The sequence below is a fragment of the Bordetella genomosp. 1 genome (genome assembly GCF_002261335.1).
In the GTDB taxonomy this organism is placed as follows: Bacteria; Pseudomonadota; Gammaproteobacteria; order Burkholderiales; family Burkholderiaceae_B; genus Bordetella.
In genome coordinates this window covers 919,969-944,317 of the sequence record NZ_NEVL01000001.1, presented here as the reverse complement: position 1 = coordinate 944,317, position 24,349 = coordinate 919,969, and the positions used below count along the sequence as shown (strand labels likewise).

The 24,349-nt window shown below is 70.2% G+C and carries 20 protein-coding genes; 15 read left to right on the top strand and 5 right to left on the bottom strand.

Annotated features, from left to right (window positions below):
- Positions 1-94 precede the first annotated feature (94 nt).
- The 11 genes from glyQ to def all read left to right on the top strand — a co-directional run bounded on the left by glyQ (position 95) and on the right by def (position 11,115).
- Positions 95-1,006, top strand: coding sequence for a glycine--tRNA ligase subunit alpha (gene glyQ, locus CEG14_RS04335; RefSeq protein ID WP_094825092.1), 912 nt, complete (start codon positions 95-97; stop codon positions 1,004-1,006).
- A gap of 1 nt (position 1,007) precedes the next feature.
- Positions 1,008-3,146 (top strand): glycine--tRNA ligase subunit beta, encoded by a 2,139-nt coding sequence (gene glyS, locus CEG14_RS04330; protein WP_094825091.1) that lies wholly within the window; start codon positions 1,008-1,010, stop codon positions 3,144-3,146.
- A complete protein-coding gene (gene gmhB, locus CEG14_RS04325; RefSeq protein ID WP_094825090.1) occupies positions 3,143-3,682 on the top strand; it encodes a D-glycero-beta-D-manno-heptose 1,7-bisphosphate 7-phosphatase in 540 nt (179 codons plus the stop codon). The genes glyS and gmhB overlap by 4 nt, the downstream gene beginning before the upstream one ends.
- Before the next feature lie 4 nt (positions 3,683-3,686).
- The gene (locus CEG14_RS04320; RefSeq protein ID WP_094825089.1) at positions 3,687-4,418 is read left to right on the top strand and encodes a lysophospholipid acyltransferase family protein; all 732 of its coding nucleotides are present in this window, start codon (positions 3,687-3,689) and stop codon (positions 4,416-4,418) included.
- On the top strand, positions 4,402-5,379 hold the full coding sequence (locus CEG14_RS04315; protein ID WP_094825088.1) for a M48 family metallopeptidase: 978 nt from the start codon (positions 4,402-4,404) through the stop codon (positions 5,377-5,379). The genes CEG14_RS04320 and CEG14_RS04315 overlap by 17 nt, the downstream gene beginning before the upstream one ends.
- Before the next feature lie 13 nt (positions 5,380-5,392).
- Complete coding sequence (locus CEG14_RS04310) at positions 5,393-6,319, top strand: LysR family transcriptional regulator (RefSeq protein ID WP_094825087.1); 927 nt, start codon at positions 5,393-5,395, stop codon at positions 6,317-6,319.
- Between the two features lie 76 nt (positions 6,320-6,395).
- Positions 6,396-7,808, top strand: a complete 1,413-nt coding sequence (tcuA, locus tag CEG14_RS04305; protein ID WP_094825282.1) for an FAD-dependent tricarballylate dehydrogenase TcuA — start codon at positions 6,396-6,398, stop codon at positions 7,806-7,808.
- Complete coding sequence (gene tcuB / locus CEG14_RS04300) at positions 7,795-9,000, top strand: tricarballylate utilization 4Fe-4S protein TcuB (RefSeq protein WP_094825086.1); 1,206 nt, start codon at positions 7,795-7,797, stop codon at positions 8,998-9,000. Before tcuA ends, tcuB begins: the two co-directional genes overlap by 14 nt.
- Positions 9,001-9,078: 78 nt before the next feature.
- Entirely contained in the window at positions 9,079-10,077 is a 999-nt protein-coding gene (locus CEG14_RS04295) for a Bug family tripartite tricarboxylate transporter substrate binding protein (protein WP_255032093.1), read from the top strand.
- A 91-nt stretch (positions 10,078-10,168) separates the two neighbouring features.
- Entirely contained in the window at positions 10,169-10,564 is a 396-nt protein-coding gene (gloA, locus tag CEG14_RS04290) for a lactoylglutathione lyase (protein WP_094825085.1), read from the top strand.
- Positions 10,565-10,581: 17 nt separating this feature from the next.
- Positions 10,582-11,115, top strand: a complete 534-nt coding sequence (def, locus tag CEG14_RS04285) for a peptide deformylase (protein ID WP_094825084.1) — start codon at positions 10,582-10,584, stop codon at positions 11,113-11,115.
- Here def and CEG14_RS04280 read toward each other — a convergent pair.
- Positions 11,069-13,336: an acyl-CoA dehydrogenase gene (locus CEG14_RS04280; protein WP_094825083.1), complete on the bottom strand. Its 2,268-nt coding sequence runs from the start codon at positions 13,334-13,336 to the stop codon at positions 11,069-11,071. The genes def and CEG14_RS04280 overlap by 47 nt on opposite strands.
- A gap of 135 nt (positions 13,337-13,471) precedes the next feature.
- Between CEG14_RS04280 and CEG14_RS04275 the strand changes: the two genes are divergently transcribed.
- Positions 13,472-14,701 carry a nucleoside recognition domain-containing protein gene (locus tag CEG14_RS04275; RefSeq protein ID WP_094825082.1) on the top strand — a complete coding sequence of 410 codons (1,230 nt, stop codon included), beginning with the start codon at positions 13,472-13,474 and terminating at the stop codon, positions 14,699-14,701.
- A gap of 75 nt (positions 14,702-14,776) precedes the next feature.
- Here the strand turns inward: CEG14_RS04275 and pyk are convergent, their stop codons facing one another.
- The gene (gene pyk / locus CEG14_RS04270; protein ID WP_094825081.1) at positions 14,777-16,219 is read right to left on the bottom strand and encodes a pyruvate kinase; all 1,443 of its coding nucleotides are present in this window, start codon (positions 16,217-16,219) and stop codon (positions 14,777-14,779) included.
- Between the two features lie 115 nt (positions 16,220-16,334).
- On the opposite strand from pyk, the gene CEG14_RS04265 reads away from it, so the two are divergent.
- Positions 16,335-17,477: a glycerate kinase gene (locus CEG14_RS04265; RefSeq protein WP_094825080.1), complete on the top strand. Its 1,143-nt coding sequence runs from the start codon at positions 16,335-16,337 to the stop codon at positions 17,475-17,477.
- 65 nt (positions 17,478-17,542) lie between these two features.
- Here CEG14_RS04265 and rsmA read toward each other — a convergent pair whose 3' ends face one another.
- Genes rsmA through CEG14_RS04250 form a run of 3 tightly spaced genes read right to left on the bottom strand, consistent with a single transcriptional unit; the run spans position 17,543 to position 22,280 of the window.
- Positions 17,543-18,331 carry a 16S rRNA (adenine(1518)-N(6)/adenine(1519)-N(6))-dimethyltransferase RsmA gene (gene rsmA, locus CEG14_RS04260; protein ID WP_094825079.1) on the bottom strand — a complete coding sequence of 263 codons (789 nt, stop codon included), beginning with the start codon at positions 18,329-18,331 and terminating at the stop codon, positions 17,543-17,545.
- Between the two features lie 14 nt (positions 18,332-18,345).
- Positions 18,346-19,902 (bottom strand): peptidylprolyl isomerase, encoded by a 1,557-nt coding sequence (locus CEG14_RS04255; RefSeq protein WP_094825078.1) that lies wholly within the window; start codon positions 19,900-19,902, stop codon positions 18,346-18,348.
- On the bottom strand, positions 19,899-22,280 hold the full coding sequence (locus CEG14_RS04250; protein ID WP_094825077.1) for an LPS-assembly protein LptD: 2,382 nt from the start codon (positions 22,278-22,280) through the stop codon (positions 19,899-19,901). The genes CEG14_RS04255 and CEG14_RS04250 overlap by 4 nt, the downstream gene beginning before the upstream one ends.
- 153 nt (positions 22,281-22,433) lie before the next feature.
- Between CEG14_RS04250 and CEG14_RS04245 the strand changes: the two genes are divergently transcribed.
- Together CEG14_RS04245 and murU are read left to right on the top strand one after the other, a co-directional pair.
- Complete coding sequence (locus CEG14_RS04245) at positions 22,434-23,474, top strand: aminoglycoside phosphotransferase family protein (protein ID WP_256985575.1); 1,041 nt, start codon at positions 22,434-22,436, stop codon at positions 23,472-23,474.
- A gap of 7 nt (positions 23,475-23,481) precedes the next feature.
- Complete coding sequence (murU, locus tag CEG14_RS04240; protein WP_094825075.1) at positions 23,482-24,183, top strand: N-acetylmuramate alpha-1-phosphate uridylyltransferase MurU; 702 nt, start codon at positions 23,482-23,484, stop codon at positions 24,181-24,183.
- The last annotated feature ends 166 nt before the right edge of the window (positions 24,184-24,349 follow it).

The window sequence follows — 24,349 nt, the reverse complement described above, 5'->3', positions numbered from 1 at the left end:
CGGTTTTCCATGCCAGTCGGCCGCGCGGCCGCGCCGGCGCGTCTCCCGTCCCGGGCGGCCCGCCCCGGGACAGCGCACCGTTTCCACGGACTCTATGCTTACCTTCCAGCAAATCATCCTCACGCTCCAGGAATACTGGGACAAACAGGGTTGCGCCCTGCTGCAGCCGTACGACATGGAAGTCGGCGCCGGCACCTCGCACACCGCCACGTTCCTGCGCGCCATCGGCCCGGAACCCTGGCGCGCCGCCTATGTGCAGCCCTCGCGCCGCCCCAAGGACGGCCGCTACGGCGAGAACCCCAACCGCCTGCAGCACTATTACCAGTACCAGGTGGTGCTCAAGCCGGCGCCCCCCGAAATCCTCGACCTGTACATCGGCTCGCTCAAGGCGCTGGGCATCGACCCGACGCAGCACGACATCCGTTTCGTCGAAGACGACTGGGAAAATCCCACGCTCGGCGCCTGGGGCCTGGGCTGGGAAGTCTGGCTCAACGGCATGGAAGTGACGCAGTTCACCTACTTCCAGCAGGTCGGCGGCCTCGATTGCACGCCCACCACCGGCGAGATCACCTACGGTCTCGAGCGCCTGGCCATGTACCTGCAGGGCGTCGAGAGCGTCTATGACCTGGTCTGGACCGAAGGCTGGGACGGCACGCCCGTGCTCTACCGCGACGTGTTCCACCAGAACGAGGTCGAGCAGTCGACCTACAACTTCGAGCATTCGTCGGCCGAGATGCTGTTCGCGCACTTCAACGACTACGAAGCCGAGGCCAAGCGCCTGATGGACGTGCCGCTGGCGCTGCCGGCCTACGAGGCCACGCTGAAGGCGGCCCACACCTTCAACATGCTGGACGCGCGCGGCGCGATCAGCGTGACCGAACGCGCGGCCTACATCGGCCGCATCCGCAACCTGTCGCGCGCCGTCGCACAGGCCTATTTCGAATCCCGCGAACGACTGGGCTTCCCCATGCTCGCTGGCCGCAAGGCCGCCGGGGAGGCTGCCTGACATGACGACCGATATCCGCCCCCTGCTGGTTGAGCTGCTTACCGAGGAACTGCCTCCCAAGGCCCTGCAACGCCTGGGCCAGGCCTACGCCGAGGGCGTGCGCGCCACGCTCGCGCGCCTGGGCCTGCTGGCCGACGGCTGCGCCGTCACCGCCTACGCCACGCCGCGCCGCCTCGCCGTGCACCTGTCCGCCGTGCTGGCGCAGGCGCCCGACCAGGCCTACACCGAGAAGCTGATGCCCGCCAAGGTCGGCCTGACCGAAGACGGCCAGGCCACGCCGGCGCTGGCCAAGAAGCTGGCGGCCAAGGGCCTGGGCCACCTCACGCCGGACCAGCTCGAACGCGAGTCCGACGGCAAGCAGGATTACCTCGTCGCCCGCGGCACCGCCGCCGGTGCCCGCCTCGACCAGGGCCTGCAGGAAGGCGTGCTGGCCGCGATCGACGGCCTGCCGATTCCGAAGGTCATGCGCTACCAGCTCGCCGACGGCGTGAGCACCGTCAAGTTCGTGCGCCCGGCGCACGGCCTGATCGCGCTGCACGGCGCCGAGGTCGTGCCGGTGGCCGCGCTGGGCCTGACGGCCGGCCGCGCCACGCTGGGCCACCGCTTCATGAGCGAAGGCAGCATCGAAATCGCCGACGCCGACCGCTACGTCGCCACGCTGGCCGAGCAGGGCCGCGTGATCGCCTCGTTCGAGGCGCGCCGCGCCGAGATCGACCGCCAGCTGCAGGCCGAGGCCACGCGCCTGGGCGCCACGCTGGGCGAGGATCCGGAAGTGCTGGCGCTGCTCGACGAGGTCACCGCGCTGGTCGAACATCCCACCGTCTACGTGGGCCAGTTCGAGGAAGAATTCCTGCAGGTGCCGCAGGAATGCCTGATCCTCACGATGCGCCTGAACCAGAAATACTTCCCGCTGTTCGATCCGGCCAGCGGCAAGCTGACGCACCGTTTCCTGATCGTCAGCAACATGCACACCGCCAACCCGGTCAACATCGTGGAAGGCAACCAGCGCGTGGTGCGTCCGCGCCTGGCCGACGCGCAGTTCTTCTTCCAGACCGACCGCAAGGTGCCGCTGGCCGCGCGCGTCGAACAGCTGGGCAGCATCGTCTATCACAACAAGCTCGGCACCCAGCTCGAGCGCGTCGAGCGCGTGCGCGCCATCGCGCGCGGCGTGGCCACGGCCCTGGGCGCGGACGTCGCCGCGAGCGATCGCGCGGCCCTGCTGGCCAAGGCCGACCTGGGCTCCAACATGGTGGGCGAGTTCCCCGAGCTGCAAGGCATCATGGGCGCCTACTACGCGGCCGGCGATGGCGAACCCGCCAGCGTGGTCGAGGCCCTGCGCACGCAGTACCGCAACCGCTACGACGCCCCGGTGTCGCGCGACACGCTCACCGCGGCCGTGCTGTTCCTGGCCGAACGCGCCGAAACGCTGGTCGGCATCTGGAGCATCGGCCTGGCGCCCACCGGCGAACGCGATCCGTTCGGCCTGCGCCGCGCCGCGCTCGGCGTGATCAGCGCCTTCGAACAACTGGCCGCTGGCGGCTGGCTCAAGATCAGCGAGGCGGGCGCCCTGTCGCTCGACACGCTGCTCGACCTCGCCGCCCAGAGCTTCCCGGCCGGCAAGATCGAGGCCAGCACCATCGCCGAGGTGCGCGCCTTCATCTACGAGCGCTATCGCAACCAGCTGATCGCCGACTACGAGCGCAACGCGGTCGAGGCCGTGATCGCCCTGACGCCGCCGCTGCACCAGGTGGCCGAGCGGGTGCGCGCCGTGATCGCCTTCGAGCAGATGCCCGAAGCCGCGAGCCTGGCCGCCGCCAACAAGCGCATCGGCAACCTGCTGAAGAAGGCCGAGGGCGAGATCGGCGCGGTCGATCCCGCCCGTCTCACCGATGCCGCCGAACAGGCCCTGGCCGCCGCCGTGGCGCAGCTCGCGCCGCAAGCCCAGGCCCAGTTCGCGGCCGGCGACTTCGCCGCCAACCTGCGCACGCTGGCGCAGGCGCGCGGTCCGGTCGACGCGTTCTTCGCCGACGTGATGGTGATGGCCGAGGATCCGGCGCTGCGCGCCAACCGCCTCGCGCTGCTCAACCAACTGCACGGCCTGATGAACCAGGTCGCGGATCTCTCCAGGCTGGCACAGTGAAGCTGATCATCCTGGACCGCGACGGCGTCATCAATCAGGACAGCGATGCCTTCGTCAAAAGCCCCGAAGAATGGATCGCGCTGCCGGGCAGCCTGCAGGCGATCGCCCGGCTGAACCAGGCGGGCTGGACGGTGGTCGTGGCCACCAACCAGTCCGGCGTGGCGCGCGGGCTGTTCGACATGGCCACGCTCAACGCGATCCACGGCAAGATGCGCCGTGAGCTCGCGGCGCTGGGCGGCCACGTCGACGCCATCTTCATGTGCCCGCACGGACCCGACGACGGCTGCGCCTGCCGCAAGCCGCTGCCGGGCATGCTGATCGACATCGCCCATCGCTACGACGTCCACCTCGCCGGCGTGCCGGCCGTGGGCGATTCGCTGCGCGACCTGCAGGCCGCCGCCGCGGCCGGCTGCCAGCCCTGGCTGGTCGGGACCGGCAACGGCTCCAAGACCCGCGCCAAGGGCGGCATTCCCGAGAACACGCGCGAGGCCGCCGACCTGGCCGCCGTGGTCGACACTCTGCTACAGGATGCCTGACGCCATGGCCTGGCTGCGTTCCTTCGTCTATCTGCTGTTCCTCATCGTCACCGTCATACCCTATGCGTTCGCCTGCATCCTGTGGGCGCCGCTGCCGTTGCACGCGCGCTACCGCCTCACGGTGGGCTGGCCGCGCCTGGCCATCTGGGGCGCCAAGGTGATCTGCGGCCTGCGCTGGCAGGTCAAGGGCTGGGAAAACCTGCCCGACGGCCCCGCCATCCTGCTGTCCAAGCACCAGTCGGCCTGGGAGACGCTGTTCTTCCCGGCCCACATGCCGCGCGAGGTCTGCTTCGTCTACAAGCAGTCGCTCAACTACGTGCCCTTCTTCGGCTGGGGCCTGGCGTTGCTGCGCATGATCTCGATCGACCGGTCCAAGGGCCGCGACGCCTTCGAGCAGGTCGTGCGCCAGGGCCAGGCGCGCCTGGACGAAGGCCGCTGGCCGCTGCTGTTTCCCGAAGGCACGCGCGTGCCGCCGGGCAAGACCGCGCGTTTCAAGATGGGCGGCGCCCTGCTGGCCTCGCGCACCGGCGCGCCGGTGATCCCCATCGCGCACAACGCCGGCGAGTGCTGGCGCCGCAACGCCTTCGTCAAGACCCCGGGCCTGATCACGCTGTCGATCGGCCCCGCGATAGAATCGCAGGGAATCACCGCCGAGGAGCTCAACGCCAAGGTCCAGGCCTGGATCGAAGCGGAGATGCGCCGGCTCAATCCCGAAAGGTATGAAAAGCAGCGTTAACCAGCTCGAATTGCTGTTCGATGCCGGGCCGCCCGCCAGGGCGCCCGGCACCGCAGGCACGGTCGCGCCCGCCGCACCGTCCGCCGCCCCTGCCACGCCCGCCGCGCCTGCCGGCCCCCGGCCCGCGGCCGACACGCCCTCGCTTACCCTGCGGCCCACCGCCCCCACCGGCGGCCCGGCCCCGATCCCCACGCCCTGCCCCGATCCGCTGCCGCACGGCGCGCGCTGGCGCGAGGTCGCCACGCCGCAACAGACCATCGGCTTCGTGCTGCTGCGCTCGCGCCGCCGCAGCATCGGCTTCGTGGTGGCCGACGACGGCCTGCGCGTGACGGCGCCCAACTGGGTCACGCTGGGCCAGATCGACGATGCCGTGCGCGAGAAGGCGCGCTGGATCCTCACCAAGCTGCGCGACTGGCACGCCCGCCGCGAACAGCTGGCGCTGACCCAGACCCGCTGGCAGGCCGGCGGCGAGCTGCCCTATCTCGGCAAGCGTATCCGGCTCGGTCTGGCCGCCGACCGGCGCCAGGCGCACTTCGAGGGCGACGCCGACGCGCCGGCCGACGGCGCCACGCTGTGGCTGCCCCTGCCGGCCGAGGCCGAGGGCTCGCGCATCCGCGACGCGGCCCAGGCCTGGCTGCAGCAGCGCGCCGGCAGCTGGTTCGGCGCGCGGCTGGCGCACTTCCTGCAGGTCTCGGGCCTGAAGATCAGCCGCTGGCGCCTGTCGTCGGCCACCACGCGCTGGGGCTCCTGCACCAGCGACGGCAACGTCATGCTCAACTGGCGCCTGATCCACTTCAGCCCGGACATCATCGACTACGTGATCGCGCACGAGCTGGCGCACCTGCGCGAGATGAACCACAGCCCGAATTTCTGGAGCGAGGTCGGCCACATCCTGCCGGGCTACGAGCAGGCCAAGCGCGTCCTCAAGCAGCACGATCCGGCCACGTTGCCGCAATTCTGAGCGGGAGCGCGCCATGGAGCTGCGGCAACTGCGCTACTTCGCCAAGCTGGTCGAATGCGGCAGCATGGGCCGCGCCGCCACCGAACTCGGCATCGTCACCTCGGCGCTGAGCCAGCAGATCAGCCGCCTCGAAGGCGAGCTCTCCACCCGCCTGCTCACCCGCACCTCCACCGGCGTGGTGCCCACCGACGCCGGCCTGGCCTTCCTGCGCCAGGCCCAGCTCGCGCTGCGCCACGCCGACGACGCCGCCCGCGCGGCGCGCCAGTCGCGCCTGAGCGGCCATGTCAGCGTCGGCCTCGCGCCCACCACCGCCTCGGTCCTGGCCCTGCCCTTCATGCGCGCCATGCGCGAACGCTATCCCGACGTGCGGGTGCAGCTGGTCGAGAGCCTGTCGGGCCATCTCGCCACCATGCTCAACGCGCGCCAGCTCGACCTGGCCGTGGTGTTCCACACCGAGACCGCGCGCCGCTGGAGCGTGCTGCCGCTGCTCGACGAGCGGCTGTTCCTGATCGCCCGGCCCGACCAGCCCGGCCTGCCCGCCGCCGACACGGTGCGGCTGCGCGACCTGGCCGACGTGCCGCTGCTGCTGCCCAGCGGCAGCCACGGCCTGCGCGCGCTGGTGAACACCGGCTTCGCGCGCCTGCGGCTGGCGCCGCGGCTGGCGGCCGAGGTCGACGGCCTCACGGTGCTGATGGAGCTGGTGCGCGACGGCGTGGGCGCCACGATCCAGCCGGGCGCCGCCGCGGTGCGGCTGCACGGCGAGCCGCTGGGGCTGTGGCGCATCGCCGACCGCCAGCTCAAGCGCACCAATCTGCTGGCCAGCCTGTCCGACGACGAGCTCTCGCCGGCCGCGCTGGCGGTGCGCGTGCTGCTGGGCCAGACCGTGGCAGACCTGGTGCGCGAAGGCCGCTGGCCCGGGGCAAGTCTTCACAAATCGTGAACACGCGTTGCCTCTGAGGTGATGGCGGCGGGCCCGCCCGCTTTCTATAGTCGCCCCATCATTGATGGATGGCGACATGACAGACGTACTCGTTATCGGCGGCGGCAACGCCGCGCTCTGTGCCGCACTGATGGCGCGCGAAGCGGGCGCCAGCGTGCTGCTGCTCGAGGCCGCGCCGCGCGAATGGCGCGGCGGCAACTCGCAACACACCCGCAACCTGCGCTGCATGCACGACGCGCCGCAGGACGTGCTGGTCGAGGCCTACCCCGAAGAGGAGTTCTGGCAGGACCTGCTCAAGGTCACTGGCGGGCAGACCAACGAACACCTGGCGCGGCTGGTGATCCGCGCCTCCTCCACCTGTCGCGACTGGATGCGGCGGCACGGCGTGAACTTCCAGCCGCCGCTGTCGGGCGCGCTGCACGTGGCCCGCACCAACGCCTTCTTCATGGGCGGCGGCAAGGCACTGGTCAACGCGTACTACCGCAGCGCCGAGGCGCTGGGCGTGCAGATCCGCTATGACGCACCCGTCGACCGGCTCGACCTGGATCCGCAGGGCCGCTTCCGCGCGGCCTATGTGAACGGCGAACGGATCGAGGCGCGCGCCTGTGTGCTGGCGGCCGGCGGCTTCGAATCCAACCGCGAATGGCTGCGCGAGGCCTGGGGCCGGAACGAACGCGGCGAGTGGCCGGCCGACAACTTCCTGATCCGCGGCACGCGCTTCAACCAGGGCGTGCTGCTGCGCTTCATGATGGAGGCCGGCGCCGACATCATCGGCGATCCCTCGCAGTCGCATTGCGTCGCGATCGACGCGCGCGCGCCGCTCTACGACGGCGGCATCTGCACCCGCATCGACTGCGTCTCGCTGGGCGTGGTGGTCAATCGCGACGCCGAACGCTTCTACGACGAGGGCGAGGACTTCTGGCCCAAGCGCTACGCGATCTGGGGCCGGCTCACGGCCATGCAGCCGGGCCAGATCGCCTACTCCATCATCGACGCCAAGGCGATCGGCCGCTTCATGCCGCCGGTCTTTCCCGGCGTGCGGGCCGACACCCTGCCGGAGCTGGCCCGCGCGCTCGGGCTCGACGAGGCGCGCTTCATGGACACGGTGGACCGCTACAACGCCGCCTGCCGGGTCGGCACCTTCGACCACACCGCGCTCGACGACTGCCACACTGAAGGCGTGACGCCGCCGAAGACGCACTGGGCGCGCCCGCTCGATACCGCGCCCTACTTCGGCTACGCGCTGCGGCCCGGCATCACCTTCACCTATCTGGGCCTGAAGGTCGACGAGACCGCCGCCGTGCGCTTCGGCGACCGGCCCAGCGAAAACCTGTTCGTGGCCGGCGAGATGATGGCCGGCAATGTGCTGGGCAAGGGCTACACCGCCGGCGTCGGCATGTCGATCGGCACGGCCTTCGGCCGCATCGCCGGCACCCAGGCGGCGCGCGCCGCGCGTTCGCAACCGGAGCAACAACGTGAAGCAGCTTGAACATCTCGCGCGCCAGGCCGAGTCCGAGGGCGCGGCGACGCCGGCCCGCCCCCTCACCTTCGTGCGCGGCGCGACCACGGCGAGCCTGTCGGACGACGAAACCGAAGTGGCGCGCATCATGCAGATCTGCAATGCCTGCCGCTATTGCGAGGGCTTCTGTGCGGTGTTCCCGGCCATGACGCGCCGGCTCGAGTTCGGCAAGGCCGACGTGAACTACCTGGCCAACCTCTGCCACAACTGCGGCGCCTGTCTGCACGCCTGTCAGTACGCGCCGCCGCACGAGTTTGCGGTGAACGTGCCGCAGGCGATGGCGCGGGTGCGGGTCCAGACCTATGGCGACTACGCCTGGCCGCGCGCCGCCGGCCAGCTCTACCGCCGCAACGGCCTGACGCTGTCGCTCGCCGCGGCCGCCGCCCTGGCCTTCTTCCTGGTGCTGGTGGTCAGCATCAACGGCGGCCTGCTGCACGCGCCGCTGGCCGGCAACTTCTACGCCATCTTCCCGCACAACACCCTGGCCATCATGTTCGGCGCGGTGTTCGGCTTCGCCATGCTGGCGCTGGCGCTCGGCGTGCGGCGCTTCTGGCGCGACGTCAGCCCGGGCCGCGAAGGCGCGGGCATGGGCGCGACGGCCGAGGCCGCGCAGGCGGCGCTGCGCCTGAAGTACCTGGACGGCGGCCACGGCAAGGGCTGCAACGAATCGGACGACGCGTTCACGCACTGGCGCCGGCGTTTCCATCACTTCACCTTCTACGGCTTCATGCTGTGCTTTGCCGCCACCTGCGTGGCCACGCTCTATCACTACCTGCTGGGGCAGCAGGCGCCCTACCCGCTGCTCTCCGCGCCGGTGCTGCTGGGCACCGCGGGCGGCATCGGCCTGCTGATCGGCCCGGCCGGCCTGCTCTGGCTCAACCTGCGGCGCCACCCCGACCAGGGCGACGCGGCGCAGAAGCCCATGGACCGCGGCTTCATCGCGCTGCTGTTCTTCACCAGCCTGACCGGCCTGCTGCTGCTGGCCCTGCGCGACACCGCGCTGATGGGCCTGACGCTGGCGATCCACCTGGGCGTGGTGATGGCGCTGTTCCTGACCCTGCCCTACGGCAAGTTCGCACACGGCATCTTCCGCAGCGCCGCGCTGCTGAAGTTCGCGATCGAGAAACGCCAGGCCAGCCGCCTGCAGCTCGGCGCCGACTGAGCGCAGCGCCCCCTGGCCAGGCGCGCCGTCGCGGGACGGCGCGCCGCCCTGCTTTCACAACAACGAGGAGTGGAGACCATGACGACTCGCAACCCGGTCGGCGCCGCGCGCCGGCGCTTCTGTATGGCGGCGCTCGCCGCGCCCCTGACGCTGGCCGCCGCCAGCGCCTTCGCCCAGGACTTTCCGCAGCGCCCGATCACGCTGATCGTGCCGCATTCCGCGGGTGGCACCTCCGACATCCTCGCCCGCACCGTGGCCGCCGAGGTCGCCAAGACGCTGGGGCAGAGCGTGATCGTGGAGAACAAGGGCGGCGCCAACGGCAGCATCGCCGCCAAGACGGTGGCCACGGCCAAGCCCGACGGCTACACGCTGCTGCTGGCCACGGCCAGCACGCACGGCATCAATCCCACGCTCTATCCCGCCATCAGCTACGACGCGCGCAAGGACTTCAGCCCGGTCGCGCTGCTGGCCACGGTGCCCAACGTGCTGGTGGTGCGCAAGGGCATCGACGCCGACAGCGTGAAGACGCTGAGCCAGCGCATCGACGCGCAGCCCGACACCTTCAACATGGCCTCGGCCGGCGCGGGGACGCCGGGCCATCTGGCGGGCGAGATGTACCGCAGCCAGGCCAAACTCAAGTTCACCCACGTGCCGTACAAGGGCGGCAGCCCCGCGCTCGCCGACCTGATCGGCGGCCAGGTGGACTTCATGTTCACCACCATCCCCGGCGCCCTGCCCCACATCAAGGCCGGCACGCTGCGCGCGCTGGCGGTGACCTCGCCGCAGCGCTCGCCCGCGCTGGCCGACCTGCCGACGATGGCGGAATCGGGCCTGCCCGGATTCTCGGCGCTGTCGTGGCACGGCATCGTGGCGCCCGCCGGCACGCCGCAGCCCGTGGTGGCCAGACTGGACCAGGCCTTCACCACCGCGCTGAACAGCCCGGAGGTGCAGCAGCGCCTGCAGGAGGAAGGCGCGATCGCGGCCGATCTGCACCAGCAGGCCTTCGGCACCTTCATCGACAGCGAGATCCGCAACTGGGCGGTGGCGATCAAGGACTCGGGCGCCAGCCTGAACTGAGCGGAATCCGGCACCGGCGCGCCGCCGTGGCGAGGGCGTATTTGTTACGATTGGGGCCCTGGCTCCATTCCGCAACACAAAGGATTTCCCCATGCGCCTCCTCCACACCATGCTGCGCGTCGGCAACCTGCAAAAATCGCTCGACTTCTACACCAACGTCCTGGGCATGCGCATCCTGCGCCAGAAAGACTACCCGGACGGCCGCTTCACGCTGGCCTTCGTGGGCTACGAAGAAGAGACCGAAGGCGCCGTGATCGAGCTGACCCACAACTGGGACACCGAGAAATACGATCTGGGCACCGGCTACGGCCACATCGCCCTCGAGGTCGACAACGCCTACGAAGCCTGTGACAAGGTCAAGGAAAAGGGCGGCAAGGTCACGCGCGAAGCCGGCCCCATGAAGCACGGCACCACCGTGATCGCCTTCGTGGAAGACCCCGACGGCTACAAGATCGAATTCATCCAGAAGAAAGGCCGCGCCGACTGATCCCGACCGCACCGACCATGATCCATCCGATCCTCAAGATGGGCGATCCGCGCCTGCTGCGCGTGGCGCCGCCGGTCGCGCAGTTCGGCACGCCCGAGCTGCGCGCGCTGATCGACGATATGTTCGAGACCATGATCCACGCCAATGGCGTGGGCCTGGCCGCGCCGCAGATCGGCGTGGACCTGCAGCTCGTGATCTTCGGCTTCGAGCGCAACCCGCGCTACCCCGACGCGCCGGCGGTGCCGCAGACCGTGCTGTGCAATCCGGTGATCACGCCGCTGTCGGACGAGCGCGAGTCGGGCTGGGAAGGCTGCCTGTCGGTGCCGGGCCTGCGCGGCCTGGTGCCGCGCTGGAAGCACATCCGCTACAGCGGCTTCGACCCCGACGGCAATCCGATCGAGCGCGAGGCCGAAGGCTTCCATGCCCGCGTGGTGCAGCACGAATGCGACCACCTGATCGGCCGGCTCTACCCGTCACGCATCGAAGACTTCACGCAGTTCGGTTTCACCGAAATCCTGTTTCCGGACCTGGATCCGAATCAGGACGACTGAAGCCCGCGCCCGGCGGCGTGAGTTCGTCGGGCGCAAAATCATCCACCGCCACCACCCGCGCGATGGCCGCCTCGGCCGCCGCCAGCGCCGCGGCCTGCTCGTCGGTGAGCGCGCCGCCGCGATGCGCATCGCGCCAGTCGCGCACGCCCTCGCGCTTGAGCCGGTCGAGCAGCGACTGCACCGCGCACACGTCGGCGAACGCGCTTTCGAGCTGGCCCAGCGCATCGCTGGCGCCGCCGCGCACCAGATCGGCCGTGAGCCGGTCGCGCGTGCGCGAGGGTTCGAGCAGGAACTTCGCGCACTCGCGCGTGAGCGCATCGGACGGCCCGCGCGCGCTGCGCACCGGCAGGATCGCCACGCGCAGCAACACGGCCACCGGCCGGTTGGGCAGGTTCGACAGCACCTGATCGAGCGCCTGCTCGATGCGCAGGCGGCCGGCCTCCATGCACCACGCCACCAGCGGCAGGTCGGCGTGGTTGCGGCCCTCGTCGTCCCAGCGCTTGAGCACGGCCGACAGCAGGTACAGCTCGGAGAGCACGTCGCCCAGGCGCGCGGAGATCATCTCGCGGCGTTTGAGCGCGCCGCCCATCAGCCCCATCGCCGCATCGGCCAGCAGCGCGAAGCCCGCGCAATAGCGGCCGAGCTGGCGGTAGTGGCGCGCCACCGGGCCGGCGCCGGCCGGCACCGGTGCCACCAGCCCGCCGGTCCAGGAACGGCCCCAGGCGCGCAGCGCGGTCCCGGCGGTGTGGCGCATGTGCTGCCAGAAGACCTGGTCGAACACGCGCTGGCCCTCGCGCTCGTCGGCGTCGCCCAGGGCCAGCACTTCCTTCATCAGATAGGGGTGGGCGCGGATCGCGCCCTGGCCGAACACGATCAGGCAGCGCGTGAGGATGTTGGCGCCCTCGACCGTGATCGCGATCGGCAGCGCGCGGTAGAGCGAGCCCAGGTAGTTGTGCGGCCCGTCGATCACGGCCTTGCCGGCGTGCACGTCCATCGCGTCGTTGACCGATTCGCGCAGGCGCTCGGTGGCGTGGTATTTCATGATGGCCGACACCACGGCCGGCTTGTGGCCCTGGTTGAGCGCGGCGCAGGTGAGGCGGCGCGCGGCCTCGACCAGATAGGCATGGCCGGCCAGGCGCGCGAGCTTTTCCTGCACGCCCTCGAACTGCCCCACCGGGATGTTGAACTGGCGCCGCACGCGCGCATACATGCCGGTGGCGTGCGCCGACATCACCGTGCCGGCCGCCGACAGCGAAGGCAGCGAGATGCCGCGCCCGGCGGCCAGCGCGCTCATCAGCATCTGCCAGCCCTGGCCGGCACGCGCGGGCCCGCCGATCAGCGCCTCGATCGGTACGAACACGTCGCGACCGCGATTCGGACCGTTCTGGAACACCTGCATCGACGGCAGGTGGCGGCGGCCGATCTCGACGCCCGGCGCGTCGGTGGGCACCAGCGCGACGGAGATGCCGATGTCGGCGGCGCCGCCCAGCAGGCCGTCGGGGTCTTGAAGCTTGAAGGCGAGGCCGAGCACCGTGGCGACGGGGCCGAGCGTGATGTAGCGCTTGTGCCAGTTGAGCCGGATGCCCAGCCGCTCTTCGCCCTCGACCACCTGGCGGCACACCACGCCGGTGTCGGTCATGGAGGCGGCGTCGGAGCCCGCTTCGGGGCCGGTCAGGCCGAAGCACGGGATCTCGCGCCCGTCGGCCAGGCGCGGCAGCCAGTAATCGCGCTGCGCGTCGGTGCCGAACTGCAGCAGCAGCTCGCCGGGGCCGAGCGAATTCGGCACCATCACCGTGACGCCGGCCGTGATCGAGTAGGCGGAGACGCGCCGCACCACTTCCGAATGCGCGTAGGGCGAGAAGCCCAGGCCGCCGTGTTCGACGGGGATGATCATGCCGAAGAAACGATGCGCCTTGAGAAAGGCCCAGACCTCGGGCGGCAGGTCGCGCCGCTTCCAGGTGATGTCCCATTCGTCGAGCATGCCGCACAGCTCGGCCACCGGCCCGTCGATGAAGGCCTGCTCCTCGGCCGTGAGCCGCGCCGGCGGCACCGCGAGCAGGCGGTTCCAGTCGGGGTTGCCGGTGAAGAGGTCGCCGTCCCACCACACATCGCCCGCTTCGATGGCCTCGCGCTCGGTATCGGACAGGCCCGGCAGGGCCGCACGGGCCCAGCGGAAGGCCGGCTCGGAAATGCGACGCCGGCGCCAATCGTTGAAGTCCATACCGCCCTCGTATCAGATCGTGACAGATAGGGGCAACTTACCAGAATTGCCGCGCCCGTCAAATCCGCGCGTCGCGTGCCGCGCCGAGTCTGCGACAATGGGCGGCGCCGTCTCCCGCTCCCTCTTTCGATATTCATGCTGAACAAGCTCTGGCTGGCTTTCTTCATCATCGCCGCGCTGTCGGGCGTCTTCCGCTGGCTCAACCTGGGCGAGGCCGAGGTGTTCCGCCTGATGGTGGCGAGTCTGTTCGACATGGCGCGCGTGTCGGTCGAGGTGATGGTGCTGCTGTTCGGCACGCTCACGCTGTGGCTGGGCTTTCTGCGCATCGCCGAGAAGGCCGGCCTGGTCGAATCGCTGGCGCGCCTGCTGGGCCCGCTGTTCGCGCGCCTCATGCCGGGCGTGCCGCGCAACCATCCCGCCATCGGGCTCATCACGCTGAACTTCGCGGCCAATGGCCTGGGCCTGGACAACGCCGCCACGCCCATCGGGCTGCGCGCCATGCGCGAGCTGCAATCGCTCAACCCCACGCCCGACACCGCCAGCAACGCCCAGATCCTGTTCCTGGTGCTCAACGCCTCCTCGCTCACGCTGCTGCCGGTCACGCTGTTCATGTTCCGCGCCCAGCAGGGCGCGCCCGATCCCACGCTGGTGTTCCTGCCCATCCTGCTGGCCACCAGCATCGGCACGCTGGTGGGCCTGCTCACGGTGGCGTGGTGCCAGCGCCTGCGGCTCTGGGATCCGGTGGTGCTGGCCTGGCTCGGCGGCTTCACGCTGGCGCTGGGCGGCTTCATGGCGCTGCTCGCCAGCATGTCGGCCGCCGCCATCGCGGCGCTGTCGTCGCTGCTGGGCAACCTCACGCTGTTCGGCGTGCTGCTGGCCTTCCTGCTGGTGGGCGCGTGGCGCAAGGTGCCGGTCTACGAGACCTTCATCGAGGGCGCCAAGGAAGGCTTCGACATCGCGCGCAGCCTGCTGCCCTATCTGGTGGCGATGCTGTGCGCGGTCGGCATCCTGCGCGCCTCGGGCGCGCTCGACTACGCCCTCGACGGCATCCGCTGGCTCGCCAGCGGCGCGGGCTGGGACACGCGCTTCGTCGACGCGCTCCCGACCGCGCTGGTCAAGCCCTTCTCGGGCAGCGCCGCGCGCGCCATGATGCTCGAGACCATGACCCACTTCGGCGTGGACAGCTTCCCGGCGCTGCTGGCCGCGGTGATGCAGGGCAGCACCGAGACCACGTTCTACGTGCTGGCCGTGTATTTCGGCGCGGTCGGCATCGTGCGCGCCCGCCACGCCGTGGGCTGCGCGCTGCTGGCCGACCTGGCCGGCGTGCTGGCCTCGATCGGCGTGTGCTACTGGTTCTTTGGCTGAACGCGGCATCCGCCCGGGGCATGAAAAACGGCGCCCGCGGCGCCGTGTGCAAAGCCTGCGCGGCGCGCGCCGCGCTCACTCAACCTTGAGGATCTTCATGCCGTTGGTGCCGCCGCTGTCGCGGTAGAAGTCGCCCTTGGTGAGGATGACCCAGTCGCCGGCCTCGACGCGGCCGCGCCGGCGCAGCTCTTCGATGGCCGCGTCGCTCAGCTCGGACGGGTCGTGGTCGGCCGGTGCGAACGGGATGGTGTAGACGCCGCGGAACATCGACACGCGATGCTGCGTGAGCGGATGCGGGCTGTAGCAATAGATCGGCACGCCCGAGCGGATGCGCGACATGATGAGCGGCGTGTGGCCGCTCTCGGTGAGCGCGATGATGGCCTTCACACCGGGGAAGTGATTGGCCGCGTACATCGCGGCCAGCGCGATGGTCTCGTCGCAGCGCGAGAAGGTTTCGCCGAGGCGGTGGTGCGAATGCGTGGTGGTGGGGTGCTTCTCGGCGCCCAGGCAGATGCGCGCCATCGCCTGCACCGCCTCGACCGGGTACTGGCCCGAGGCGCTCTCGGCCGACAGCATCACCGCGTCGGTGTAGTCGAGCACGGCGTTGGCCACGTCGGACACTTCGGCGCGCGTGGGCATGGGGCTGGAGATCATCGACTCCATCATCTGGGTGGCCGTGATCACGATCTTGTTGAGCGTGCGGGCGTGCTGGATGATGCGCTTCTGGATGCCCACCAGCTCGGCGTCGCCCACTTCCACGCCGAGGTCGCCGCGCGCCACCATCACGCCGTCGCTGGCGCGGATCAGCGCATCGAGCGCCTCGTCGTCGGCCACGGCCTCGGCACGCTCGATCTTGGCGACGATCCAGGCCTTGCTGCCGGCCGCCTCGAGCAGCGCGCGGGCCTCTTCGATGTCCTGGCCATAGCGCGGGAACGACACCGCCACGTAATCGAGTTCGAGCTCGGCCGCCACCTTGATGTCGGCGCGGTCCTTGTCGGTGAGGCTGGGCGCGGACAGGCCGCCGCCGCGCCGGTTGATGCCCTTGTTGTTGGACAGCGGGCCCGGCACCGTGACGGTGGTGTGGACCTCGTCGCCCTCGACCCGATCCACCTGCAGCACCACGCGGCCGTCGTCGAGCAGCAGCTCGTCGCCGGCGCGGCAATCCTGCACCAGCTCGGGGTAGTCGATGCCCACGATGCGATCGGTGCCGGCATCCTTGGGATGCACGCGCGACAGGATGAAGGGCTGGCCCAGGTGCAGCATGACCTGCTTGTCGGTGAAGCGCGCGACGCGGATCTTCGGCCCCTGCAGGTCGCCCATCAGCGCCACGAACCGCCCCTGCTCCGCAGCCAGCTCACGCACCAGCCGCGCACGTTCGCGGTGGTCGTCGGCGGTGCCGTGCGAGAAGTTCAACCGGGCCACGTCCATGCCCGCGCGGATCAGCGCCGCGAGCTTCTCGGGCGTCGACGTTGCGGGGCCAAGCGTGGCGACGATTTTGGTGCGGCGCAATACAGGCATGGAAACTCTCTGACAGGGTTGAGTCGAACGCCTATGGTACGCCGGGACCGCGCGGCGCGGGTATCATCGCCTATCGTTGGATGTTGATCGCAACCGCTACGCAGGACCCTGCCACGTGAAAATCGTCATTGCTCCCGACTCCTTCAAGGAAAGTCTCTCCGCCGAAGCCGCGGCCCGCGCCATTGCGCGCGGCGTGCAGGAAGCCTGGCCGGCGGCGCAGACGGTGTGCATCCCGATGGCGGACGGCGGCGAAGGCACGGTGTCCGCCGTGCTCGCGGCCGCCGGCGGCGAGCTGCGCCACAGCCCCGCGCACAACGCGCTGGGCGAGCCCATCACCGCCCACTGGGGCGCGCTCACCGACGGCGCGGCCATCATCGAGATGGCCGCGGCCGCGGGCCTCGACCAGATCCCCGAAGCCCGCCGCGACGCGCTCGCCGCGGATACCCACGGCGTGGGCGAGGTGCTGCGCGCCGCGCTCGACGCGGGCGCGCGCCGCCTCATCCTCGGCCTGGGCGGCTCGGCCACCACCGATGGCGGCAGCGGCATGCTGCGCGCGCTGGGCGCGCGCTTCCTCGATGCGCAAGGACAGGCGCTCCCGCGCGGCGGCGCCGCGCTCGCGCACCTGGCCGAGATCGACCTGAGCGGGCTCGATCCGCGCCTGGCCGAGGTCACGTTCGAGGTCGCGTGCGACGTCGACAATCCGCTGTGCGGGCCGCAGGGCGCCGCACACGTGTTCGGGCCGCAAAAGGGCGCCAGCCCGGCGCAGGTCGAGCAGCTCGACGCCGCGCTGGCGCGCTTCGCCGACGTGGCGCGACACAAGCTCGGCCACGACGCGCGCGAACATCCCGGCGCGGGCGCGGCGGGCGGCCTGGGTTTCGCGGCCCACGCCTTTCTCGCGGCGCGCTTTCGTCCCGGCGTCGAGCTGGTGGCCGAACTCGGCCGCCTCGACGCAGCGATCGAAGGCGCGGCGCTGGTGTTCACGGGCGAGGGCCGGATGGACGCGCAGACCCTGCGCGGCAAGACGCCCGCGGGCGTGGCGCGCATCGCGCAGGCGCGCGGCGTACCGGTGATCGCCCTCGCCGGCTCGCTGGGCGCGGGCTACCAGGAGCTGCACGCGCACGGCATCACGGCCGCGTTCAGCCTGTGCCCCGGCCCGGTCACGCTGGCCGACGCGCTCGATCATGCCGACAGCTACCTGGCCGACCGCGCGCGCGACGTGACGCAGCTGTGGCTGGCCGCGGGCAGACGCCGGCTCTGAGCCCGAGCGGCGCGGCCATGAAAAAAGCGCCCCGCGGGGCGCTTTGATCTTTGGTGCGCGCGGGCTCAGGCGGACAGCACCTTGGCCGCCACCAGCGCATCGGCCAGGGCGATGAACTGGCGCACGCCGACCTCTTCCGCACGCGCGGTGGGCGCCACGTCGATGGCCTCCCAGGGCACCTGATCGGCCCAGTCGGCCAGCACGCGCCGCAGCATCTTGCGCCGTTGCGAGAAGGCGCGCGCCACCACGGTTTCGAACGCGGCATCGCTGACCGGACGCGGCCGGTCGGCGCCGAGCGGCACCATGCGCACCACGGCCGAGACCACGCGCGGCGGCGGGTCGAAGGCCTCGGGCGGCACGTCGAACAGCTTCTCCATGCGATAGCGCGACTGCAGCATCACCGACAGGCGGCCGTAGTCGGCGCCCGAGGGCTCGGCCACCATGCGGTCGATCACTTCGCGCTGGAGCATGAAGTGCTGGTCGCGCACCTGGTCGGCCGCGGCCATCAGGTGGAACAGCAGCGGGCTGGAGATGTTGTAGGGCAGATTGCCGACCACGCGCAGGCCGGCGCCGAACTGCGCGAAATCGACGGTCAGGGCATCGGCCTCGACCACGGTCAGGCGCTCGGCCGGATACTTCTTGCGCAGGCGCGCCGCCAGATCGCGGTCGATTTCGACGACGGTGAGACGGTCGAGCCGGTCCAGGAGCGGCGCGGTGAGCGCCGACAGGCCCGGACCGATCTCCACGACGTGATCGTCGCGTGCGGGCGCGACGGCCCGCACGATCGAATCGGTCACGCTCTCGTCGGTCAGGAAATGCTGACCAAAGCGCTTGCGCGCCTGGTGCTGGGACATGAAAGGCTCTCGGACTAGCGGTTGTTCTGTTCGATGCGGTCGCGCTTCTCGAGCCGGTTGTCGATGTACGCCTGGCTGCGCAGCTGCTCGACCCAGTCTTCGAATGCCGGACCTGCGCGGCGCTCGTAGAGGATCTGGCGTGCGCGCATGCGTTGCATCTCGTCGGCCACGTCGTGCTGGCGGCGCTCGACCACCTGGATCAGGTGCCAGCCGAACGGCGACATGATGGGCTGGCTGATCTCGCCATCCTTGAGCGCGTTCATGCCCGCCTCGAAGGCCGGCACCATCTCGCCCGGGTTGACCCAGCCGAGGTCGCCGCCCTGCGGCGCGGTGGCGTCCTGCGAGTACTGGCGCGCCATGTCTTCGAACTTGACCGCGCCGTTGACCAGGCGCTGGCGGATCTGCTCGAGACGCTGGCGCGCCTGGTCGTCGGACATCACCGACGAGGTCTTGATCAGGATGTGGCGGGCGTGGGTCTGCGTGACCTGCACCGGGCCCTGCTTGGCCAGCGTGGGCTGCTGCGGCTGTTGCGGCTGCGGTTGCTGCGCCGGCTGTTGCGGACGCTGCTGGGCCGGGGCGTTGCCGCCCACGCGTTGCAGCACCTTCAGGATGTGGAAGCCGTTGCCGCTCTGCACCAGCGCCGACACCTGGCCGGCGGGCACGGACTTGATGGCCTGCACGAACAGGTCGGGCCATCCGTCCAGCGGACGCGCGCCCATGACGCCGCCCTGCAGCGCCTCGGGGCCGTCGGAGGCGGCGGCAGCGACGCTGGCGAAGTCGTCGCCGCGCTTGAGGCGCGCGAGGATGTCTTCGGCCTTCTTGCGCAGCGCGGCCGCTTCGGCCGTGGTGGCGCCTTCGGGCACGCGCACCAGGATCTGGGCCAGCGCGACCTGCTCCGGACCGCCGGCCTGCGGCGCGGGCTGCTGTTGCTGCTGCGGCTGGGGCTGCTGCGCCTGCTGCGGCGCGTTCATCATCGAAGCCGGGTTGCGCTCCTGGTCGCGCAGGAAGGCGTCGACCTCGGCGTCGGAGATCACGATGCCCGAGTCGATGGTGCGCTGGCGCAGGCGGTCCATGCGGATCTCGTCCTGCAGCGACTTGCGGTACTGCTCCCAGGTGATGCCGCTCTTCTCGACCTCGGCGCGCAGCTGCGCGGGCGTGATCTTGTTGCGCGAGGCCACCATGGTGATGGCCTGGTCGACCTGGGCGTTGTCGACGCGGATGCCGAGGCGATCGGCTTCGTTGCGCTCGAGACGCTCGTAGATCAGGCGCTGCAGCACCTGGCGCTGCAGCGTGTTGTTGTCGGGCACCTGGATGCCGCGCTTCTGCAGGTCGGCGCTCGCTTCGCGGGCCGCTTCGCGCACCTCGCGCATCGTGATCACGTCTTTGTTGACCACGGCGGCGATGCCGTCGACGAACTGTTCGGAGGGCGCCGGCGCGGGGGCCGTGTTCGCGGGGGCAGGCTTGGCCGGGCGCGCGGGCTGCGCCGCGGACATGCCGGGCAGAGCCGCGCTGAGCGCGAGGGCCAGGAGGCTGCCGCAGAAACGGCCCGACGTATGCAACCTACGCATCATTCATACCCTTCAAATGTCGTACCCGCCGGGGTGGGCGGGGTTACCGATTGATAACCCGGGATGCTGCGGTCGAGCAGCTTGATCGGGTCGGTGCCCAACGATCCCAGCCCGGTCAGCTCGAGCTGGAAAAAGATGGCGGTGTTGGTATCGTTGGCCGCCACAGCATAACGCTGATAGACCACGCGGCCGGTCCAGCAGCAGTCGCCCTTGTATTCGAGACCCGCGATCGCCTGCGTGATGCGGGGCGATTCGCCCTGCGATTCGTCGCGGCGCATCGAGTAGTCGACCCGGCCCACGCCGTACCAGCGATTCGTGAACGGCCACTGCACGCCCAGGCTGACCTGGTTCTGGCCGCGCGGCGAATAGATCTGGTCGGGCAGCGGATCGCGCTGGTAGCGATAGGCCAGCGCCAGCGTGGTCAGGCGCTGGGGCGACCAGCGCGCGCTCACCAGGCCGCGCGACCAGCGATTGTCGTAGGGATCGTATTGCGCCGCCAGGTCGGTGCTCAGCGTATCGGTCAGCGCCGCGCTGGCGCCCACCAGAAAATCGGACCGGACGTTCTCGCGCGGCGTTTCGCCGGGCAGCGTCACGCGCTGGTCTTCGAAATACAGGCGCTGCGCCACGCCCAGCGAGAGCCGCTCGAAGCCGGTGTTGGCGTCGAGCCAGCGCGTGTTCAGCGCCATCGTCAGCTGGTTGGCGTTGGAGATGCGGTCGGCGCCGGTGTAGATGTTTTCCTGGAAGGCCTGCTCGTAGCTGAAGTCGGCCAGCGAGGTGTCGTAGACGGGCAGCGCGTCCTGCTTGCGGTACGGCACGCGCAGGTAGTACAGGCGCGGTTCGAGCGTCTGGGTCGAGGACTTGCCGAACAGCGTGGTGTCGCGTTCGAAGGTCATGCCGGCATCGACGGAGAAGATCGGCACCGTGCGCGAGGCGCTGCGACGGTATTGGTCAAGGCTGCCGATGCTGTTCCAGTCTTCGCGGTACCAGTCGGTCTGGTACTGCGTGTAGTGCACGCCCGCCTTGGGCGTGACGTACCAGCCCGGCCGCACGATCGGGAACGCGATCGTGGGATACGACGTGAGGCGGTCGCCGTCGGGGCCGAGGCGGCTGCCCTGGAACAGCGCGCGGCGGAAGCGCACGGCCTGCGTGTTCCATTCGGTGTCGAAGCCGCCGAGCCAGTTGTAGCGCGCGCCATTGAGCACCATCTCGGGCTCCATGTCGTAGGGCGGCGCCAGCGGGGCATCCGGATCCTGCAGCGTGCGGTACTTCAGGACCTGCGCGTAGGCTTGCCAGTAGTCGGACGACCAGCCTACCCGGCCGCGACGGGTCAGGTAGGTGGTCGAGGCCTGGTTCAGGCCGATGTTCGACATGTCGCGGAAGTAGTTGTCGTCGGAGACGCCGGCGATGTCCCAGTCGGCATAGAAGCCGTTGCCCAGCAACTGGCGGTGATAGGTACGGTACATCCAGCGGTCGATGCCGGCATTGCGGTCGTTCGACAGATAGGTGCCCTGCAGAAAGCCGTTGTACGACGAACCGAGGTAGCGGCCCTCGCCGCCCAGCTGCATGCCGCGCTTGCCCAGCAGGCGCGGGATCAGGGTCAGGTCGTAGTTGGGCGCCAGGTTGAAGTAGTACGGCACCGCGATGTCCAGGCCGCTCTTGCTCGAGGTGCCGTAGGTCGGCATCAGGAAGCCGGACTTGCGTTCCTTGCGGACCGGGAAGGTCAGGTAGGGCGACGCCAGGATCGGCACGTCCTTGAAGTACAGCACGCCATTGCGCGCCACGCCTTCGTTTTCGTCGAAATCGAGGTCGACCGTGTCGGCCTTGATGTACCAGGACGGCTTGTCGCAGGGGCAGCCGCTGTAGGTGACGGTCGTGAGCCGCATCTGCGACTTGCTGAACAGGTCGGCGTGCTCGGCCCGGGCGGTGGCGCCGGTGGAGCCGACCCAGAAGTTGGGCTGCTCGATCTCGCCGCTGTAGGTATTGATGTTCATCCGGGCCGACGGGCCCGTGATCAGGGTGCCGTCGCGCATCAGGCGCGCGTTGCCCTGGATGTCGACGTCGCCGGTGGCGTGCTCGTAATGGATCCGGTCGCCCTTGATGACGCCATCGTGGCGCCGCACCTGGGCGTTGCCGGTCATGGTCAGTTCGGAGGTCGGGTCGCCCTGGATGTCATCGGCTTCGGTGAAGGCCGAGATGTCGTCTTCGGGGATGTTGCGCATGCGCAGCCGCGTGTCCATGCGCAGGCCCGATTCCAGGCGCGACGCGGTGGTGAGCTTGGGCGCGGCAGGCGTCGCCTGCGTGGCGCTATCCTGGCTGCCCTGGGCGTGAACGACGCCGGCGACGCCGAGAGCAGAGAGGATCAACCACCTGACCATATGCACGAGTAGAAAACCTTGCGACAGTGAACACCCGCCCGCCACAAGGCGGCCACCGGGGCTGGAATGACCCGGTATTATAGAGAAGCCGCGCGACCCCCGGCCTACGGGATTTCGCGTGCCCCGAATTTGCCCCCTGCTCCCTCTAGAGACGGCTCCTTGAATACCCCCCAAGATACCCGCCTGGCCCTCGCGCGCACCTGGCTGCAAAGCCTGCCGGCCGACCTCGGCCTGCGCCTGGACACCCTCGAACCGGCCTCGGCCGACGCCAGTTTCCGGCGCTATTTCCGCCTCCAGGCGGCCGCCGGCACCCTGATCGTGATGGACGCGCCCCCGCCCAACGAAGACGTGCGGCCGTTCCTGCACGTGGGCGGGCTGCTGCAGGACGCCGGCCTGAACGTGCCGCGGGCGCTGGCCCAGGACGCCGCGCAGGGCTTCCTGCTGCTCACCGACCTCGGCCGCGACACCTATTACCAGCGCATCCAGGCCGGCCTGGACGAGCGCCAGCTCCAGTCGCTCTACCACGATGCCCTGGCCGCCCTGGTCCGGATGCAGCAGGCCGCCACCACCGGCCTGGCCGCCTACGACGCCCCGCGCCTGCTCGACGAGCTCGCCCTGTTCCCGCAATGGTACGTGGGCGTGCACCACGAAACCACGCTGGACACGGCCACCACGGCCGCGCTGCAGCAGATCTTCGTGCTGCTGTCCGAGAGCAACGGCAGCCAGCCCACCGTGCTGGTGCACCGCGACTACCACTCGCCCAACCTGATGGTCTGCGACCAGCCGGCCTACGGCCCGAACCCCGGCGTGATCGACTTCCAGGATGCCCTGGCCGGCCCGATCACCTACGACCTGGCCTCGCTGGTCACCGACGCGCGCACCACCTGGGAAGAGCCGCAGCAGCTCGACTGGGCCATCCGCTACTGGGAAATGGCACGCAAGGCGGGCCTGCCCGTCGACGCCGACTTCGCCGAGTTCCACCGCGCCTACGAGTGGATGGGCCTGCAGCGCAACCTGCGCATCCTGGGCGTGTTCGCCCGTCTCAATCACCGCGACGGCAAGGCCCATTACCTGGCCCACATGCCGCGCGTGAACGGCTACGTGCGCCAGGTGGCGCAGCGCTACGGCGCGTTCAAGCCGCTGTTGCGCCTGCTCGACAAACTCGACGACCGCGACGTGAAGGTCGGCTACACGTTCTGAGGCCCCGATGCGCACGATGATTCTGGCCGCCGGCCGGGGGGAGCGCATGCGCCCCCTGACCGACAGCACCCCCAAACCCCTGCTCGAAGCCGGCGGCAAGCCGCTGATCGTCTGGCACCTGGAACGCCTGGCCGCCGCGGGCCTGACCGACGTGGTGATCAACCACGCCTGGCTCGGCCAGCAGATCGAGCAGCGCCTCGGTGACGGCAGCGAGTGGGGCGTGCGCATCCGCTATTCGCCCGAGGCCCAGGCCCTGGAGACCGCCGGCGGCATCGTGCAGGCGCTGCCGCTGCTGGGCGACCCGCCCTTCCTGGTGATCAATGGCGACGTCTGGTGCGACTGGGATCCCGCCGCGGCGCACGCCGCTGCCGGCGCCCTGCGCGAGCGCGGCGACCAGGCCTGGCTGCTGCTGGTCGACAACCCGGTGCAGCACCCCAAGGGCGATTTCGGCCTGAGCGAAGGTCGCGTGGCCGACGTGCCGGCCGAGGCGCCCCGTTTGACCTATGCCGGCATCGGCATCTACGATCCGGCCATGTTCGCGGGGCTGGCCCGCGGCGCGGCCGCGCCGCTCGCCCCCCTGATGCGCGCGGCCATGGGGCGCGGCCAGGTGGCCGGCACGCACCACGGCGGGCGCTGGACCGACGTGGGCACGCCCGAACGGCTGGCCCGACTCGATGCCGAGCTGCGCGGCGAGGTCGTGCAGCCCTGATCCGGCAGATTGGTCCGGAACTTCATCCGGCTGCGTATGTCCCGTATTTCACGGTATCTACGTAAGAAACCAGAATTGTCAGTTGAAGACCCGCGCCCCGCTGCGCGGTATCCTCTGGCACTTTATTGAACACACGGGCGGCCGCTCGGCGCCGTCACGGCTTTAC